This is a genomic window from Anaerocolumna jejuensis DSM 15929, from assembly GCF_900142215.1.
Lineage (GTDB): Bacteria > Bacillota > Clostridia > Lachnospirales > Lachnospiraceae > Anaerocolumna > Anaerocolumna jejuensis.
Genome location: NZ_FRAC01000014.1, coordinates 76257 through 94526 on the forward strand (window position 1 = coordinate 76257; position 18270 = coordinate 94526).

Here is an 18270-nt window from a genome sequence, read left to right on the forward strand (position 1 = left end):
TTATTAAATGCTTTATGGCATCCTTTCCATCCTGAATTTCTTCTTACTATTCCTTCATTTTCGGGTCAAATGCATCACGCAATCCATCTGCAAACAGATTAAATGCCAACATAATGACACAGAGAATAACAGATGGTATCCACATCTGATATGGATGTATACGAAACATTTTATAACCACTGTTAAGCAATGTCCCCAAAGATGCATTGGGTATTTTCATACCAACTCCGATAAAGCTTAAAAAAGTTTCAAAGAATATAGCAGAAGGAATAGAAAACATTGCTCTTACCACTACAATACCAGCTATATTAGGAAGTATGTGTGATATGGCATAACGTATCTGTGAGGACCCCAGTACAATGGCAGATTGTACATATTCCAGATTCTTAAGACGTAGTGCTTGCCCTCTTACAATTCGTGCCATGGGAATCCATGATGATATGGTCAAAGCGAGGATAATTGACAGAATACCAGGCTTAAAAATCAGTAGCATCAGAACAACCAACACCAGATTCGGAATACCTGTCAATATTTCTAATATTCTTTGCATTATGTTGTCTGTTTTTCCTCCTTTTATTGCACTTGTCAACCCATAAATGACGCCTATAGTTAAATCCAAGACTGCTGCGATAAAAGCAATCGTCAGGGAAATCCTTGTTCCATATAAAGCTCGGGACAGCAAATCTCTTCCAAATTCATCTGTTCCAAAGATATAATATTGATTATCAGGTACATTTGACAAAGCATAGCTGTCAAGCCATTGGCCTTGTAACTTTGTCATTCCATTAAGTCCATTAATGGAAATACCCGGTATTTTAGGTGGAAGATTTGCATAAGGTACATTTTGCTTATTTGGATTATATGGTGCCAGCACCGGAGCAGAAAAAGCCAGAATAATGATTATGACTAACAGGGCCATAGATGATACTGCCCCTTTATTCTTACACAGCCTTCTCCATGCATCCTGCAAAAAAGTCGGGGCTGCCTTTATTTTTTCCTCTTTATCTTCTTTCCCTGCTGCTTTAAACCGAAAGAGTTCACTGGGTATCTGATCTATATTCATATACATTTTCACATAGTATCCTTTCTTCCGATTACTTGCCACTAATGAATCATTTAATTTTTCTGCCCTATACGAATTCGTGGATCAATTAACTGATAAATCGCATCCATTAAAAAAATCACCAGTACAAGCAGTGTGGAGAATAAAATAGTAACCGCCATAATGGTAGAATAATCATTAGAAAGTACCGACTTTGTAAACTGTTCCCCGATTCCTGGTATTGCAAAAATATTTTCAATTACCATAGAACCTGTAATTAAGGACACTGTTAAAGGTCCTACAATGGTTACCATAGGAATTAATGCATTGCGAAGACCATGCGTCATCACTAAACGCAATTCACTCATTCCTTTTGCTCTTGCTAATTCTATATAGTCACTGCTTAACACCTCTATCATTTCCGCTCGTATAAAACGGGAGGTGTCTGCCATGGGGGATATTGCCAATGCAAGTGTAGGCAATATACTTGAGATAAAGTTATTTTTCCATAAGCCAATAGGCAAAAGTCCCAGTGATACTGCAAATATATACTGTAATACTACAGCAACAACAAAATTAGGAGCCGAGCGTCCGATGATAGCAAATAAAGAACAAAAGGTATCAATCCATGTATTATGTTTCATTGCTGCTATAGTTCCTAACAGAATTCCCGTAAGAGTTCCAAGCAAAACGGCCTGTAGCCCCAGCTGAATCGAAACACCGATACGGCTTCCAAGCAATGTGGTAACTTTCTGGTCTGAAAATTGCAGAGATATTCCGAAATCCCCATGAAGGATATTATTGATATAAGTAAGGTATCTTTTATACAAAGGATCATTAAGTCCATACTTCACATCCATTACCTGTAATTGTGCTTGGGTCAGTTTATCTCTGTTATTATATGGTGTTCCAGGCAGCAAATTCATTAGGAAAAAGGTTATAGTAACAATAATCCATAATGTTGTTACCATATATAACAGCCTGTGTCCGATAAAGCGAATCCACCGCTTCATAATTTCTCCTTCCATAACAACGGGGCTGTATCATTAGCATGAATAGCCCCGAAATAGTACTTCTCTTCTCGTCTTTATTCTTCTATATAAGCATGGGTTACATCAATTGGAGTTCCTAAGACATGTGTTACATATCCCTTTAATTTTGGATTAATAAGATAACTTTGTGATGCTTGTACAATGGGAATAACTACCGCTTTGTCTACCAGATATTGGTTTGCTTCTTTTAAATGTTCCCATCTCTTAGAAAAGTCAGTTCCATCCGTGGTTTCCAAAGCTGTTACCAGATTTTTCAGTTCTTTCGATTTCCATTGACTATGATTGTGTTCATATCCTTCTTCATGCTGCTTTATATAGGATGTAGGATCAAAATCACCGGTCCACCCGCCAAGGGCTAAGTCGAATTTGTAGCTCATCATTTCTTCAAACCGTACAGAGGCAGGTACATTCGCTAAATCTATCTTTAGCCCAGGTAAATTGGTTTCATATACGCTTTGCAGATATTGCCCAATCTTTATGTTTTCATCCGTATCACTTGTAACTAATCGGAGGGTTATACTGTCAGTTCCCAACTCCTGCAAAGCTTCTTTAAATAACTGCTGTGCTTTTTTTACATCTGTATATACAAGTGTCCCAAAATCATCAGCAATACTCTTACCATTATCCGGGTTTACTGCAATACCATTTGGAATCACACCTACGGAAGGAATTCCATCTCCATTTAATATTGCTGTTGAAAGTTCTTCTCTATTTAGAGCATATAAAAGTGCTTTTCTTAACTTTTCATTCTGAAGGTATTTATTTGAGCTGATCCCCATCTCAAGATTCGTCATCCGAAGTGTCTGTACCGAAACGAGATCTTCCTTCCCTTTGTATAATGATATGTATTCGCCAGTAACTTTTGTGCCGTCTAGTTCTCCCGCTTCATATAAATTTACACCAGTCGCTACTTCCTTTACCACCTGAACATTAATTTTATCAAAATAAATATTATCTGCATCCCAGTAGTACGGATTCTTTTCATATTTCCAGGAAATATCGGTTCCATTCCAGTCTTTCAATACATAAGGGCCGCTTGCTAGCAGTGCATCTGCAGTTAGCCCGTAATTTTTACCTTGTTTCTCTACAAATTTTTTGCTTACAGGTGAAAGTAAAGTTGATGACAGGGTGGTATTAATATAACTATTAGGAGCTACCAGGGTAAACTCAAGCTTTGTATCTGATATAGCTTTCACTCCCAGTTCTTCCGATTTTAAAGTTCCTGCAATAATTTCCGTTGCATTTTTAATATATGAAAGGTTATTTGCACTTTGAGAACCCGTAGCCGGATCAACAACTCTTTGTGCCGCATATACAATGTCAGCTGCCGTAATTTTTTCGCCATTTGAAAACTTTGCATTATCCCGTATCTCAACAGTAACTGTTAGACCATCTTTACTTACTTCTGGCAAAGCAACTGCAAGATTTGGTACAGCTTTATTTTCTTCATTTATCCTATAAAGTGGATCTGCCTGAAAATCTATCTGCTCAGAGCTTATTGTATCATAGCTTTTTCCAGAATCCATGGTAGTAACTTCACCAGATGCCACCCAATTTAATACTTTATCTTTTGAGGAGTCGGCCTTCGTTTCTGCAGGTGTAGGTGTGTTCTCAGATACTGCCGTTTCAGCTGCCCCCTGTGTACCGGAAGAATTTGTAGTTGTTTGCTTATTATCATTCTTAGAGCATGCACTTAGAAATAGGGTACTGATTATAACTGCAGCAACTATTACGGAATATACTTTTCTTTTCATAAACTTCTCTCCTTCTTGTTATGTAACTATGAATATCATACACTTTGCTTTACACAACATCGGTCGAGTGCAGCAGAAATAGATATACTGTTTTCATCATATGTGTTCCCAATTGATGAAGCATTTACATATCCATTATTAAACATAAAATAATAATTTACAGAAAGCATATTGTTGCGCCTTTGCAAAATACATGTTTTACCAAAAATATTATTCATGTAATCTTCTCCTTGTAGTATTTTCAGAAGTATATCATTTATTTCATACAAAGTCAATATGTTTAGTATGTTTTATATTTTTATGCATACTTCTATATAATAAAACAGAGGTTATAATATTGTATTATTCACCTCTGCTTTACTTTTTTTGTGCCCTTATAAGATTTGTTATTCCTTCTCCGATACTAGAAATGACTATAGGAATAAGTTAGTGCTAAAATAACGGTCTCCCCTGTCTGGAAATAATGTAACCACATTTCCCAGCGTAATCTTATCAATCAGTTTTAATGAAGCTGCAAGCGCCGCTCCTGAAGAAGTTCCAGCTATGATTCCCTCCTTTTTTGCCAGTACTCTTGCCATATAAAAGGCTTCATCATCTGAAACCTTAATTACTTCATCTACTAATCTCATATCCATTGTGTCCGCAATAAAGTCATTTCCAATCCCTTCAATATTATAATCAGCATGCTCGCCGCCGCCCATAGTAGATCCTATTGGGTCAGCCAAAATACCTTTAATCTCAGGGTTTTGTTCTTTCAGGTATTTTAAAACTCCTGTATATGTTCCTCCGCTTCCGGCACCAAGAATCACATAATCAATTTGTCCCTCCAATGCCCTATAGATTTCCGGCCCTGTGTGATCATAGTGAGCCTGAGGATTACTGGCATTTTTAAATTGCTCTAACGAAATGGAATGAGGGATTTCCGTCTTTAATTTCTCCGCCTTTGAAACTGCGCCAAGCATTCCTTCTTCACGGGGAGTATTAATAATTTCGGCACCCATAGCCTTCATTAGTGCTTGTTTTTCTACTGAAAATTTTGTAGGTACAACAAAAATAATATGATATCCTTTATTTAAGGCAGCAAAAGCAACACCCAATCCTGTATTTCCAGCCGTAGCTTCAATAATCGTATCACCAGCCATTAGCCTTCCCTTTTTTTCAGCATCCTCTATCATATATTTCCCAATTCTGTCTTTCACGCTTCCACTTGGATTATAAAGTTCAAGCTTAGCAAATAAATTCACATTTTCTTTGCTATTAATATATGACAATTTTACTAACGGAGTATTTCCAATTAAGTCTTGCATGGAATGATAATACTTCATTTTTTATTCCTTTCTATTTTCTTAATTCACAAGAGGTCAGTCTATCCTTGCTGCCTTAATGGCCCCCTCCAAATCTGCAATGATTTCATCTACATTTTCTATTCCTGCGGACAATCGAATCAAACTTTCTGTGATTCCTATTTTTTGGCGAATTTCATAAGGAATAGAAGCATGTGTCATACTGGCAGGATGGCATACAAGTGACTCGACACCTCCAAGACTTTCTGCCAGAGCTACCAATTTAAGATTTTTAAAAAACAGCTTGATATCATAGTTGTCTTTTAATTCAAAAGATAACATAGCTCCGCCATTTCTTGCCTGTTTCTTATTCGTTTCATATCCTGGAAATTCTTTTAGTCCCGGATAATAAACTCTTTCTACTCCCAAATGGTGCAGCAGATGATTAGCAATCTTAACAGCATTTTCTACATGTCTGTCAAGACGAACGCTCAATGTCTTTATACCACGTATTAAAAGGAACGAATCAAAGGGTTGTAAAATACCGCCTGTCGCATTTTGTATAAATGCCATCTGTTCTGCCAATTCCTTACTATTGACAACTACCAACCCAGCTATCAAATCACTATGCCCACCTAAATATTTGGTAGCACTATGTAAAACAATATCAATCCCTAATTCTATTGGTCTCTGTAAATAAGGGGTCATAAATGTATTGTCTACAATGGATAATATATGATGCTTCTTTGTCAAATCAGCAATAGCTTTTAAATCGGTTACTGTCATTAGCGGATTTGCCGGACTTTCAATATAAAGAGCCTTAACCTCCGTTGTTATACTCTTTTCCAGGGCACTGATATCCGTTGTATCTTCAATGGAATACTGAATACCAAAGTTTTTAAAAATCTTTTCCAATACACGGAATGTTCCTCCATATACATTACTTGAAATAATAATTTTATCACCTGAATGAAATAATGATAAAACTGCAGTGATTGCAGCCATCCCGGATGCAAATGCAAAGCCTGCCTTTCCTCCTTCTAATTCAGCAATTAACACTTCTAACGCTTCTCTTGTCGGATTACCGGTTCTTGAATATTCATATCCTGTATGTTTTCCCAAACTGATTTGTTCATAAGTAGATGTTTGGTAAATCGGAATATTGACCGCACCTGTTCTCTCATCTCCAGATATTCCTCCATGAATTAATGCTGTTGATATGTCACTGTAACTCTTTTTCATAATTTCCTCCGTAAGATTGTACTATAGTTTGCTTCCTATTTATATAATATAATAGGCAACCAGGCTTAAATGCTTGCCTATAAATCATACCTTTCATATATGAATTATATGTTTTTATTATATCATAATATTTTTAGGTGTCAATCTTTTATTTATAACCAGCTATAGTTTTTATTTATATCTCTATATGCTTTCATGCTATTTGCTGCCATGGTAGTATTAATGTTCCCTTCTCCCAAATAAAGGTATATTTGTTGTCCACGCTTCAAGTTTTGTTCCATTGATAAAAACCGTAAGCTGCCCTTCAAAGCCCGTTATACTGTTTTTGGGCATGAAAAAGAAGATGTTACTCCAGTAGATTATTCATCTACTTTTGCAACATCTCCCTTTATTTTGATGTATATTTTGGTAATTATTACGCTATATATTCTTGTACATATTTACTTTATATAGATTACTTCTGTCACAGCAGCTTTTAATCAAAATTACTGCCCAGCCGGGTTCATCAGATAAACCGAAACATAATCCAAGCAAGGATATTATCCTTATGAAGACGCATGGCAAGCCTCAGAAATTTATCGGAAAGCTTATTTCCCTTAAAGGGTACATGGGCCAAGGACACTACTTCTATCTTATTTAGCAGCTCCTTTTCCGATATTCCCTCCGGCATATCAAAGGTTACAGTATGTGCTGCGTTTCCTCTGATATCAAAGTAATTATCCGATAAAGGCGTATCGGTACCGGGAATCGTAACATAGACATAGCGGGCGTAGGTATCAGCTTTTAGGGTCAGAATCCCTTTATTTCCTTCTCTAGTGCACTCCTTCTCAATCCTACCCTTTTGCAGCTGTGCTTTTCTATCCGGTACCAGCAGGCGGTTCTGGGAGAACAGGACCTTATCCTCTTTCAGAATACGGATGATCAGGACCTTATCCGTTTTTGCCTCTCCTTTCAGCACTGTATCCAGAGAAATGCTCCATGCTTTGAAGGCTTTTACCCCTGCAAGAGCCGCATCCTTTTCCTCCTGCCATATTATCCTGCCGTCAAAGCCTTCTATCACATACTGAAGCTTCACCTTCTCTTCCCGGGGATATTCATTGACAATATAAATATCCGCCCTGTCCTTTTTTAAATCCAGGGAAGCGCTTAAGGGCTGGTTAAAGGTTTTTGAGCCGTATATAACAGCCTTGAACTGCTTCAGATAATCAATTCCCGCCCAGGAAGCAACGGGCCAGCAGTCATTATACTGCCAATAGATGGCTCCATTGCAGCGGCCTATGTTTCTCTTCCATTCCTCTGTAGCCTCTCTGATGGTCTCTGACTGCACCAGCTGGGAAAGATAGATAAAATCCTGAAACCTGACCGGATTCTTGAATTTGGCAAGGAGGTAAAAAAGCATTTTCTGGTTTCCGCCCTTGGATTTCTGATGGGACATCATAACCGGGTCAAAGATGCCCGGTTCTCCTGCATCGGTAAAGGAACGGATAGCCTTCATGGAAGGCAGGGACTCCATGCCGAATTCCGAGCAGAACCGTGAGGGCATCTTCCGGAAATATTCAATGGGTCTCATACCATGCCATACCTGCCACAGATGGGTATCCCCCCTGTTAAAATCATTTGGCTTACCGTCGGGGATTCCAGAGTTTGGCGAGCCCGGCCAGTATGGAGTAATTCCATCCTCTTTGTTAACCCATTTTTTCAAAATATTATGGAAAAAGTTATTGTTGGCCTCCTTTAGTCTTGCGTTCTTCCGCCAAAGCATGGACATTAATTCAATTTCATTATTCCCGCACCACAGCGCCAGGGAAGGATGATGTTTGATTCTGCGCACATTGTCCTTTACTTCCAATTCAACATTATCCAGAAAGTCTTTGTTATAAAAAGGATAGGGCAGGCAGGCAAAGCAAAAATCCTGCCATACCAATATTCCATACCGGTCACATAAATCGTAAAATACATCGGATTCATAATAACCGCCGCCCCACACTCTCAGCATGTTCATATTGGCAGCCTTTGCGCCTGCTATGTAGAATTCCAGGTCCTCTTTGGACGTGCGGGTAATGAAGGAATCGCTGGGTATCCAGTCGGCACCCTTTACGAATATAGGCACGCCGTTCACAAGGAAGCGAAAATTATTCCCGATACTGTCCTTCCCGGTATCCAGCTCTATGGTCCGCAGTCCGATGTTCTTAGTTAAGGTATCCAACAGCCTGTCACCATCAAAAAGTTCAACCGTCACCTGATACAGTGGCTGGTCTCCAAGGCCATTGCACCACCAAAGCTCCGGGCCTGTTATTTCAATTATCTGCATGGCTTGGGTCCCCTGAAGCTTTTCCTCCACTGTCTCCAGCCTGCCGGAAGGATGGTGGATACTGGTCTTTAAGGTTAGTCCCTGGCTTTCGCGTGCTATTTTCCGCACAGTCTTCCCGGGCATTTGAACGACATCTACTGTTGGCACCTGAGCAACGGCCTCTGCTGGTTCTTGAGTATCGACCTTAAAATTACTATAAGATGTAATTTCTGTACCAATATGCAGTACGACTTTTTCCTGTACATGCTCCTGCCTGATTGACACCTGTTCAATTCCAGCCGTAACATGCCCCTGCAATTCGATACTCCCGCTTATACCAACAGGCGGCAGCACCGGTCCCCAATCCCAGCCGAAATGACATTGTACCTTTCTGATATGGGATATTCCTTCAACCCCCATGCCAGTGTGAATCTTAAGGTTATCCTCCCTGTTCTTTTCCTCCAGGTAGGGCAAGGGTGATAAAAACCGGATTCGAATGTAATTATCCTTCTCCTGAAGCAATCCCTTTACGGAAAAGCGGTAAGTACGGTGGACATTGTCCGTATTTGCTAGTACTTTTCCATTTAGCAGTATTTCCGTCAGCGTATCAAGACCCGTAATTACAATATCAATACTGTCATTGGCTGACATACCGGAATCAAGGTCAAAGCTCCTTGAATACTCATAATCCTTCTCAACGTATTCGAGCATTTCCTTCTCATTCTGTCCCCAGAAAGGGTCTTTGATTATTTTGTTCTCCATCATGTCAAGAAAATTGCATCCCGGCAGATGCCCTGTCACTTTGAATGTGCCCTTGCTGTCAATAAGTTCCCAAGCTCCTGATAAACTTTGTTTTTGCATCCTGTAAACACCCCTTTTTGAAATTTGTTTTCGGATAATAAGTTTATAAGCATTTCCCCATACCTTCTGTCTGCCAGGCTGTTTCTCCGGCAGCCTTTTTCCTCTATCCTCCTTTAAAATGATGTGTATTATATACAGTAAATTATATCATCTACAGGTTATGCCCACAAGTGCAACCGATATCTGCCCCACGGCAAACAGATGAAACCAAATGATGGATATACACAGATGACCAAGGGGGTTGTTTTGGAGTTTTGTCTCAAGAGGTTCCTTATGACACTTAAGCGGCAGGAAACGTGACTAGGTAAAACAGTGCCACTGTTTGAGCTCGTTAACTGACACAGCCATATTTGACACAGCGAGTTTGGCACTGATTTACCTGCCAGTTACGTTTTCTGCCGCTTTAGTGGAATAAGGGTTCTCGCGTAACAAAACTCCAAAACAACCCCCTTGGTCATCGTCCGCTTCCATAAACTTTCTTGTGTTTGCCGTGATACCTGCTGCCTGTGTTTCCTGCATGCAAAAAACCGGTCCTTCGCTGAGATTGCGAAAGACCGGTTACAGTATCCAGCCTCAAAACCTATTCAAATCTGTTAACTACAGAACCAGGGATGGTGCTGTGTATACCCTTGCCTTTAGTTCATTGTCCAGCATGTAGAGGCCCTTGGGGTCCCCGCCGAATAAATCATATTTCTTGATGTTGTCATCGGCATTTTTTTCTTCCTCGCCCTGCTCCTTGATAAACCAGTCAAGGAACTGCATGGTGCGGAAATCCTTATTTTTATAGGCTGCTTCGTATATGGTATTAATAGAGGCAGTTACAAATTGCTCATGCTCCAAAGCCTGTGTTAATGGCTCCCTAAAGTTCTTATAGCTGGTATCAGGACCTGCAATTTGTGTTAAGATAACCTGTTCGCTGTTGTTTAATAAGTACTGGCGGAATAACAGGGCATGATCTCTTTCCTCCTGCATCTGAACAATAAACCAGTTTTCAAATCCATTCAGGTTCTGGTCCGCATAATAATTTGCCATATCCATATAAAGATAAGCCGAGTAAAATTCCTTGTTCACCTGTTCGTTTAATAGCTTTGATACTTCCGGGTTCAACATATGCTTTCATCCTCTCTATTATATTCTTTGGGATTATGCACAAACTAATCATATTCTATTCTATCTGTTGTACACAAATTAATTATACCATATCTTACCCGGTTTGGAAATGAAATACGAGAACTCTCTTGAAAATTATTTTTATTTTCAATTTTATATGAAAGAACAGCTGATGATGAGATTTATTTCTTGAAGTCATATATTTTTAATAAAGCATAAAGCAGCATCAACTTTACTGAGGGGTAATATCGTTTATCCACCTTATGCTTTATTAAAAATATACGGCTCAGGTTGTCCGGCTTCCTATATTTGTATTATAGCAGAGTTTTATGACTTTGTCAAATATTATTGGAATATTTCCAGTATTAATAGAACACTATTTTAATAATATTTATTTATGATAGTATTTGTTGGAGAGGTGATTTTATGGATATTGGTAAACAAATCAAAACCCTTCGTCTCGGGAAGGCCCTTACCCAGACCGGAATGGCAGAAATCCTTGGTGTCAGTAAATCCACTATGTCAAATTATGAAAGAAATATCAGCACTCCGGACCCTGACACGCTCAGAAAGATTGCTTCTTATTTTGATGTTACGGTTGATTACCTTTTTAATGATATGACAGATAGTCCAAGGGATATAATTAAAGAAGGAACTGCTTATCATCCCGACAAAGCTCTGAACAAAGATGAGTGGAATGCCATCAGTTACTACAGACGCCTAAGCGATGAACAAAAGGATTTTATAAAAGGTCAAATGATACAATTATATCAAAAAAGTTCTTCCTCTAATAAGGGTTGAATCAGGTGCTTCCTGTTGAGAAAGCACCTGATTTTTTATTTATTTACTTACTTTGGTACAATTCCATGAACGCATTGTCAAATTCCCTCCCCAGCTCAAGTATCTCCGTATGATTTACCGAGCCTCCATAAAAATTCAGCATCCTGTGCAGCTCCTGCCGCTTCTTTTCAATGTAAAAGTACCTCAGTTTTGGACTATCACCTAAATTAACCGGATTACTATACTTACTTTTGTAAAGCTTACTCTTAGCTTCCATTATTTATCCTCCTCCAACCGTATTTCATTTCCCCTTGTTTTCCCCATAGCCCTTGTAAATACTGTCGAACAACGATATTAAATTAGTAAAATCCGTTTACATAATTATTTGCTTCCCGAGCAAATAATATATAATCATAATATACATATTTTGCTTTTTTTTCAAGTGTTTTCACTAAATATCTACACAAATTTACAATAATCAAATTTAACCCTAAGTCTGTACAAATGTTTGTATTTGAGTTAGAATATGATTATTAATACGATATAATCAGGAGGTGTTTATGCTGATAACCTATATTCACCATAGCTGCTTTAGTGTGGAAACAGAGCAATCTGTGTTTCTCTTTGATTATTATAAAGGTAATATTCCCACTTTTCCAAAAGAAAAACACCTTTTTGTATTCTCCAGCCATTCCCATCAGGATCACTTTAACCATGATATTTTTAAATTGTTAAATGACTACCCTCAGATAACATATATCCTCTCCAAAGATATCCATGTAAGAAGATCTTTTTTTACTGAGCCTGACGGTTTTGAAAATGCAAAAAAGCATATTATAACTATTGGTAAGAATGAATCTCTCTCACTGCCTGCCTTTACCCTTGAGACCTTCCGTTCCACCGATAAGGGTGTAGCCTTCCTGATAACGGAAAAGGGACGTACCCTCTATCATGCCGGTGATTTAAACTGGTGGTTATGGAATGAGGATACCCCGGAAGAGCAGCAGAAGATGACAAAGAATTTTAAAGATGAGATTCGAAAGCTTGGCGGAAGAAAGATAGATTTTGCCTTTCTTGTATTAGACCCAAGGCAGGAAGAGGAGTTTTATTCCCTCGGCTTTGACTTCTTTATGAGAAATACCGACACTGCCCATGCCTTTCCCATGCACTTCTGGAGGGATTACAGTGTGATAGGTAAATTCAAAGCTTCAGAGGAAGCCATCCCCTACCGGGATAAGATTATGGAAATTACAGACGAAGGTCAAACCTTCCTTATTGATGATTAATCAGAAAGGATACTGCCATGAAATTCAAATTTGCACACAATAATATCAATGTACTGGATCTTGATAAATCCATCCGTTTTTATGAAGAAGCTCTTGGCTTAACCGAAACCAGCCGGAAAGAACCGGAGGACGGAAGCTTTATTATCGTTTATCTTGGAGACAAGGAAACTTCCCATTTATTGGAGCTTACCTGGCTCAGCGACTGGGACCATCCCTACGATCTGGGGGACAATGAATTCCACCTGGCTTTTGTTACCGATGATTATGATACCGCTTATAAGAAGCACAAGGAAATGGGCTGTATCTGTTACGAAAACCCTGCCATGGGGATTTATTTTATCAATGACCCGGACGGTTACTGGCTGGAGGTAATTCCGGCAAAATAGTTTTCAGGAGGTATTTCATGGATATCAATTATGAGCTGTATAAGGTATTTTATTATGTAGCAAAAACATTAAGCTTTTCCGAGGCTGCTGCATCCCTCTATATATCCCAGTCCGCCGTAAGCCAATCCATCAAAGTACTGGAGGGGAATTTAAACCAGACCCTGTTTCTTCGAAGTACCAAGAAGGTTTCCCTTACAAAGGAGGGCGAACTGCTCTTTAAGCATATAGAGCCGGCCATTAATCTCATCAGCCGGGGTGAGAACCAGCTGTTAGAAGCTTCCGCTTTAGGAGAAAGCCAGCTTCGCCTGGGTGCCAGCGATACCATATGCCGCTATTATCTGGTTCCATTTTTAGAGGATTTTCACCGGAAATATCCCAAGATACACATTAAGGTAACCAACGGTACTTCCTTTCAATGTGCCAAGATGCTGGAAAATAATGAGGTGGATATCATAGTTACCAATTCCCCCAATTCCTCTCTTATTAACAGCATGCATATTGAAACAGTTCTGGAATTCAATGATATCTTTATTGTAAATAAAGACTTTTTTGAGGTGAAGGATGGCCCCCTGTCCCTGGAAGAGCTTCTCTCCTATCCCATCCTGATGCTGACCAAATATTCCACCACCAGTGAATTTCTTCACAACCTGTTCCTGCAGCATTCTCTGGACCTTGTACCGGCGGTGGAATTAAGCAGTAATGACCTGCTCATTGACCTGGCAAAGATTGGGCTTGGTATCGCTTTTATTCCGGATTTTTGTTACGGAAAGGATTCCTCCAACCGGCTGACGCCCATTACCTTAAAGGAAACCCTTCCCTCCAGAAAGCTGGTAGCATCTTATAATGAGAACATTCCCCTTTCCAATGCTGCCAGATACTTCATTGAGCAACTGACAAATTAAAAGAGATAAACGTATCCTGCCAGTTAACACCTTTTCTTTCGTGTCTGCCTGTCAGGGTACCGTCTATCTCTTTTTCTTAATTACCTTTACTGCTTAGAGGATTGCTTCTCTCTTCAAAGAAGGCACCATTATCTGGATTGCATTCGGACTGGGGCTCATAGGCTGCTTTGTGTACCATGGCAGAACCTACGGTGATGTCTCTGGTCTGGCCGTATTTATCCTCCGGCTTTTTAGGCTCTTCCTTTGAAGTTACCTTACTATTATTGGTCTGCTTACTGTCCTTTTCCATCGGTTACTTCCTTTCTGCCTGAAAATTCGATTACCTGCTGCAAGGATAGTATTCCCCGGAACATTGTGTGTATCCATTTTATTATATTCTAAAATATGATTCGAGTATCATAAATCAAAGTCAGGGGTATTGAATGTAGATTGGAGGTATAAAAATACACTCAGCTCCGTGAAAGTCGCTTCGATGCATTTTTATACCCCCAATCTACATGTGCCAAGGCTGAGATTAGATTATGGTACCCAAATAATAAAATTTTAATAATAAATCTAAATCGTTTTTACAATTCTTTCCGTAACCTTATCGTTTTCTGCTATAGTTCCCAGCAGTAAGCTTCCTTCTCTTTCATGCAATTTCTGGTTCTTTACAGCCGTCTGGATACTGGTATTGGCATAGCAGTATAAGCATCCGTTGCTGCAGGTATCATAAGCGCCGATATCCACACTGTCAATACAGTTGCAGCCGGGCCGCTGGCTGGCTGCCTTTGCCCTTTTAATCGGCCGCTTCAGAAGCTTTTCAATCAATTCTCCATCAATACAGCTTGCTTTTTTGATACCGGGAACGGAAAGAAGTGCTTCTTCACAGCAGCTTCTTACCTCCATTCCATACCTTCCTCCGATATCTGCAAGGTCTGCTGCCAGGAGCACCATCTCCTCTTCTGTAATTTCCCGAATGAGAGCAGTATTCCTTTGCCGTTTGATTTTCTGATAAATATCCACAAAGCTGATGTTTACGACCTGGGTATATCCACATAACCTTTCACAGAATTCCCCAAAGGCCCTTCTGTGAAAGGCGGCCGTATATTTATCATTTAAGACAATCGGGTCATAACGCCATTCTATTCGCTCTGCGCCAATAAGCTTTGACAGCTCGATAAAGGTATCTGCAATATCCGATTTCTCCCTGAGATTCACCTCCAGATCATTCCCGTAAGGAGTTAAGGTAAACTGAAAGTAAAAGGGATAGTCCTTTTCGAACAGGTAGGGTATCCGGGGCAGCATGAGCAAAGGGTCCTTTGTCCAAAAGCAAATACAGTCAACATCCTCTTCTGACAGGCTGACCCTGCTTACCTGCCTGGGATTCATGGGGTTTCTGACATGGACAAAGCCCTCCCTTAGCCTTTGAAAGAACCAGGGTGAATAAAATCTCGGTATGTCCGTTCTTCTGGAAGCACTAATTACCATAATGACCCCTGCCTTCCCTCTATTTTGCTTTTAAAATGAACATCTTACTTCTGAAATCACCCCAGGTAAGCTCTGCCGGAACATTCAAGCCGTAATTCATGAGCTGGGAACCGCTGAGCACACTATCCGTTCCCTCCAGTTCGTATACAAGCTCCTCCGACAGTCCGGCTAAGGAAAAGCGGTAAAGGGCATCATTGGGAGTATTCAGTACACGGTAGAAGAAAACAACCGCTTCCTTCTTATCCTCTGATACAAACATCCAGGCAGTATGATTTCCTTCAAAGGGACTTAACAAACGATAAAAGTCTCCGTACTGGATAAGCTTTCGCAGTCTCTTATAGGCTGAAATCTGTGCCTTGACCGTTTCCTTTTCTTCTCCTGACAGCTTTGCGGCATCCAGCTCATAGCCGAAATTTCCTGCCATGGCAACATCTCCCCTGAATTCCAGAGAAGTGACCCTTCCGGTCTGATGATTCGGAACGGCGGATACATGGGCGGTCATAGCGCTGACAGGATAAACCAGGCTGGTTCCATATTGAATCTTTAAACGCTCTACGGCATCCGTATCATCACTTGTCCAGTTCTGGGGCATGTAGTATAAAATACCCGGGTCAAAGCGTCCGCCGCCGCCGGAGCAGCTTTCAAAGAGCACCTGTGGAAATTTTGCCGTGATTTCTTCCATTACACGGTAAACTCCCAGGATATAACGATGGGCGGTTTCCATCTGCCTGTCTGCTGGCAGCAGCTCAGAGCCGATATCCGTGATATTGCGGTTCATATCCCATTTTACATAAGAAATGTCAGCACTGCCCAATATATCGGACAGCATGGTAATAATGGCTTCCTGAACATCCTCTCTGGAGAAATCCAGTATCAGCTGGTTCCTACCAAGATTCCGGAATCTGTCAGGCACATGGAGGCACCAGTCCGGATGGGCCTCGTAAAGCCTGGAATCAGGTGATACCATCTCCGGCTCAAACCACAATCCAAACTTCATTCCCTCTTCCTTCACGGCATCGGCAAGACCCTTTAAGCCTCCGGGCAGCTTTTCTTCATTGACAAACCAGTCCCCAAGGCTGGAAGTATCGGAATTTCTCTTTCCAAACCAGCCGTCATCCAGAACTAACAGCTCGATTCCGAGAGCAGCGGCTTCCTTTGCCAGTTCCCTTAACTTCTCTTCATTAAAATCAAAATACGTAGCTTCCCAATTATTGATAACCACGGGCCTTTCGGCATATTTGTATTTTCCTCTTGCCAGACGGCTGCGGTACAGCCTGTGGTAGGTTCTGGACATTTCACCGATACCTGCATTGGAGTAGACCATTACCGCTTCCGGCGTATAAAACTCTTCTCCCGGTTCCAATGTCCAGGAAAAATCAAAAGGATTGATTCCCATTGCCACTCTGGCCGTCTTATACTGGTCCACCTCAACACTTGCCAAAAAGTTGCCGCTGTATATCAGGCTGAAGCCATAAGCCTCCCCTCTGTCCTCTCCGGCATTCTTTGATACCAGGGCCATAAAGGGATTTTCAGAATGTCCGCTGGCACCTCTGCGGCTTTCAATGGACTGGGTTCCGTTTACCAGCGCCCTTCTGACCTCATGGCGCTCTCTGGCCCAGCTTCCGGACAGGGTAATCATATCAAAATCATAGCTGTCAAAATCCATGCTCATACTGAGAGCACGAAGGAGCTTAAGGGATTTCTTTCCTTCATTCAGGAAATGTGCGGAGCGAAGAATGGCATCAAACCCTTTCATTACCGTGTAGCTTAAAATCAACTTAAGACCTGTCAATGCATCCTTTAAAGTGATGAGCAAGGTCACCGCTTCCTCCCCGCTCTCTGCATAAACACTGGGAAGGCCCTTTAAGGCCGGCTTGCCCTTCACAATTTCATAGCCTTCATATGCAAAATCGGTAATTCTGCTGCCATTTTCCAGCTGCACCTGATATGCCGGCATACGAAGGTCCGAATTTCCATAAGCCGGATATTCATTTGGCATCGCATCCAGTGAAAACTGGCTGTCCCCATCGGTGGTAGCGCTAAAGGAAGCCCTTCCTGCCGCCTTCACCATAGCCTCTACATTGGGATTTAGAATCTTACCGCCCCAATACACATGGGATAAAAATTTCTGCCTTTGTATTTGCATAATATAAGTGGACTTTTCTGTCTGCAAGATAAAGCTGCTGGTTTTTTCTTCAAATTGTATGCTCATATTGCCCTCTTTTCTGCTTTTTAACCTGTCTGCGGGTTACTGCTTCTCTCATTTCATATCTCTAACTATTTCCGAAAGATATCATTATCTTTCACATTTTACCGAAATACTTCCCCAAGTTCAATGTATTATTTTCTACTAAATAGCCGGAATTTCAGTTTTTTCTCTTTCAGATATAAAAAGGCCGGAATATATGGGATTTTAATACCAGATAAGACAATATAATTCAATTAAAAACACTACATACGAAAGGAAGTTTATGGAACCGGACGATGACCAAGGGTTTATTGCCAATCCCCAGATGATTTTGGCTTACCTTTCGTAATTTTCTATTGAGGAGTTCCCTAATGACACTTAAATGGCGGCAGCTGTTCCTAGGTAAAATTATACCACTGTCTGAGCTCACAACCCTGCACAAATACAACCTTCCAGCGAGTTTGGTATAATTTTACCTGCCAGGAACAGCTGCCGGCATTTTAGTGGAATTCGGAACTCCGAACGAGAAAATTACGAAAGGTAAGCCAAAATCATCGTCCGTTCCCAATCCCCCCTTATTACAATCTAAATGCAGCTAGTTGGGAAAAAATACTGGAGTTTATA

General features: G+C 40.5%; 15 protein-coding genes. 4 read left to right on the plus strand and 11 right to left on the minus strand.

Annotated features, from left to right (window positions below; genetic code table 11):
- Positions 1-46 precede the first annotated feature (46 nt).
- The 7 genes from BUB77_RS14540 to BUB77_RS14575 form a co-directional block, all read right to left on the minus strand.
- Positions 47-1063 (minus strand): ABC transporter permease, encoded by a 1017-nt coding sequence (locus BUB77_RS14540; RefSeq protein ID WP_207650841.1) that lies wholly within the window; start codon positions 1061-1063, stop codon positions 47-49.
- Between the two features lie 53 nt (positions 1064-1116).
- Positions 1117-2055 carry an ABC transporter permease gene (locus tag BUB77_RS14545; RefSeq protein WP_073277167.1) on the minus strand — a complete coding sequence of 313 codons (939 nt, stop codon included), beginning with the start codon at positions 2053-2055 and terminating at the stop codon, positions 1117-1119.
- Positions 2056-2129: 74 nt separating this feature from the next.
- A complete protein-coding gene (locus BUB77_RS14550) occupies positions 2130-3620 on the minus strand; it encodes a peptide ABC transporter substrate-binding protein (protein WP_170866657.1) in 1491 nt (496 codons plus the stop codon).
- Between the two features lie 641 nt (positions 3621-4261).
- Complete coding sequence (locus BUB77_RS14560; RefSeq protein WP_073277173.1) at positions 4262-5173, minus strand: PLP-dependent cysteine synthase family protein; 912 nt, start codon at positions 5171-5173, stop codon at positions 4262-4264.
- 36 nt (positions 5174-5209) lie between these two features.
- Positions 5210-6373 (minus strand): trans-sulfuration enzyme family protein, encoded by a 1164-nt coding sequence (locus BUB77_RS14565; protein ID WP_073277175.1) that lies wholly within the window; start codon positions 6371-6373, stop codon positions 5210-5212.
- A 505-nt stretch (positions 6374-6878) separates the two neighbouring features.
- The gene (locus tag BUB77_RS14570; RefSeq protein WP_084124265.1) at positions 6879-9524 is read right to left on the minus strand and encodes a beta-mannosidase; all 2646 of its coding nucleotides are present in this window, start codon (positions 9522-9524) and stop codon (positions 6879-6881) included.
- 597 nt (positions 9525-10121) lie between these two features.
- A complete protein-coding gene (locus BUB77_RS14575; protein WP_073277179.1) occupies positions 10122-10634 on the minus strand; it encodes a ferritin in 513 nt (170 codons plus the stop codon).
- A 426-nt stretch (positions 10635-11060) separates the two neighbouring features.
- On the opposite strand from BUB77_RS14575, the gene BUB77_RS14580 reads away from it, so the two are divergent.
- Positions 11061-11435 carry a helix-turn-helix domain-containing protein gene (locus BUB77_RS14580; RefSeq protein WP_073277181.1) on the plus strand — a complete coding sequence of 125 codons (375 nt, stop codon included), beginning with the start codon at positions 11061-11063 and terminating at the stop codon, positions 11433-11435.
- Between the two features lie 43 nt (positions 11436-11478).
- Here the strand turns inward: BUB77_RS14580 and BUB77_RS14585 are convergent, their stop codons facing one another.
- The gene (locus tag BUB77_RS14585) at positions 11479-11691 is read right to left on the minus strand and encodes a hypothetical protein (protein WP_073277183.1); all 213 of its coding nucleotides are present in this window, start codon (positions 11689-11691) and stop codon (positions 11479-11481) included.
- 283 nt (positions 11692-11974) lie between these two features.
- On the opposite strand from BUB77_RS14585, the gene BUB77_RS14590 reads away from it, so the two are divergent.
- From BUB77_RS14590 to BUB77_RS14600, 3 genes are read left to right on the plus strand one after another with little or no spacing between them, the layout of a single operon-like run.
- On the plus strand, positions 11975-12700 hold the full coding sequence (locus tag BUB77_RS14590) for an MBL fold metallo-hydrolase (RefSeq protein ID WP_073277185.1): 726 nt from the start codon (positions 11975-11977) through the stop codon (positions 12698-12700).
- 17 nt (positions 12701-12717) lie between these two features.
- Complete coding sequence (locus tag BUB77_RS14595) at positions 12718-13086, plus strand: VOC family protein (RefSeq protein WP_073277187.1); 369 nt, start codon at positions 12718-12720, stop codon at positions 13084-13086.
- A gap of 17 nt (positions 13087-13103) precedes the next feature.
- A complete protein-coding gene (locus BUB77_RS14600; protein WP_073277189.1) occupies positions 13104-13988 on the plus strand; it encodes a LysR family transcriptional regulator in 885 nt (294 codons plus the stop codon).
- Between the two features lie 76 nt (positions 13989-14064).
- On the opposite strand, the gene BUB77_RS14605 is transcribed toward BUB77_RS14600, so the two are convergent.
- The 3 genes from BUB77_RS14605 to BUB77_RS14615 form a co-directional block, all read right to left on the minus strand.
- Positions 14065-14277, minus strand: coding sequence for a hypothetical protein (locus BUB77_RS14605; protein WP_073277191.1), 213 nt, complete (start codon positions 14275-14277; stop codon positions 14065-14067).
- A gap of 266 nt (positions 14278-14543) precedes the next feature.
- Positions 14544-15458 (minus strand): DUF1848 domain-containing protein, encoded by a 915-nt coding sequence (locus tag BUB77_RS14610; RefSeq protein WP_073277193.1) that lies wholly within the window; start codon positions 15456-15458, stop codon positions 14544-14546.
- A gap of 19 nt (positions 15459-15477) precedes the next feature.
- Positions 15478-17670: an alpha-galactosidase gene (locus BUB77_RS14615; protein ID WP_073277195.1), complete on the minus strand. Its 2193-nt coding sequence runs from the start codon at positions 17668-17670 to the stop codon at positions 15478-15480.
- Between the last annotated feature and the right edge of the window lie 600 nt (positions 17671-18270).

What these genes read in the sequence shown, in the direction of transcription:
- BUB77_RS14545 (WP_073277167.1), bottom strand. Translation starts at nt 2,055, where the DNA reads ATGAAGCGGTGGATTCGCTTTATCGGACACAGGCTGTTATATATGGTA.
- BUB77_RS14550 (WP_170866657.1), bottom strand. Translation starts at nt 3,620, where the DNA reads ATGGATTCTGGAAAAAGCTATGATACAATAAGCTCTGAGCAGATAGAT.
- BUB77_RS14605 (WP_073277191.1), bottom strand. Translation starts at nt 14,277, where the DNA reads ATGGAAAAGGACAGTAAGCAGACCAATAATAGTAAGGTAACTTCAAAG.
- BUB77_RS14575 (WP_073277179.1), bottom strand. Translation starts at nt 10,634, where the DNA reads ATGTTGAACCCGGAAGTATCAAAGCTATTAAACGAACAGGTGAACAAG.
- BUB77_RS14580 (WP_073277181.1), top strand. Translation starts at nt 11,061, where the DNA reads ATGGATATTGGTAAACAAATCAAAACCCTTCGTCTCGGGAAGGCCCTT.
- BUB77_RS14565 (WP_073277175.1), bottom strand. Translation starts at nt 6,373, where the DNA reads ATGAAAAAGAGTTACAGTGACATATCAACAGCATTAATTCATGGAGGA.
- BUB77_RS14590 (WP_073277185.1), top strand. Translation starts at nt 11,975, where the DNA reads ATGCTGATAACCTATATTCACCATAGCTGCTTTAGTGTGGAAACAGAG.
- BUB77_RS14615 (WP_073277195.1), bottom strand. Translation starts at nt 17,670, where the DNA reads ATGAGCATACAATTTGAAGAAAAAACCAGCAGCTTTATCTTGCAGACA.
- BUB77_RS14610 (WP_073277193.1), bottom strand. Translation starts at nt 15,458, where the DNA reads ATGGTAATTAGTGCTTCCAGAAGAACGGACATACCGAGATTTTATTCA.
- BUB77_RS14595 (WP_073277187.1), top strand. Translation starts at nt 12,718, where the DNA reads ATGAAATTCAAATTTGCACACAATAATATCAATGTACTGGATCTTGAT.
- BUB77_RS14560 (WP_073277173.1), bottom strand. Translation starts at nt 5,173, where the DNA reads ATGAAGTATTATCATTCCATGCAAGACTTAATTGGAAATACTCCGTTA.
- BUB77_RS14585 (WP_073277183.1), bottom strand. Translation starts at nt 11,691, where the DNA reads ATGGAAGCTAAGAGTAAGCTTTACAAAAGTAAGTATAGTAATCCGGTT.
- BUB77_RS14570 (WP_084124265.1), bottom strand. Translation starts at nt 9,524, where the DNA reads ATGCAAAAACAAAGTTTATCAGGAGCTTGGGAACTTATTGACAGCAAG.
- BUB77_RS14540 (WP_207650841.1), bottom strand. Translation starts at nt 1,063, where the DNA reads ATGAATATAGATCAGATACCCAGTGAACTCTTTCGGTTTAAAGCAGCA.
- BUB77_RS14600 (WP_073277189.1), top strand. Translation starts at nt 13,104, where the DNA reads ATGGATATCAATTATGAGCTGTATAAGGTATTTTATTATGTAGCAAAA.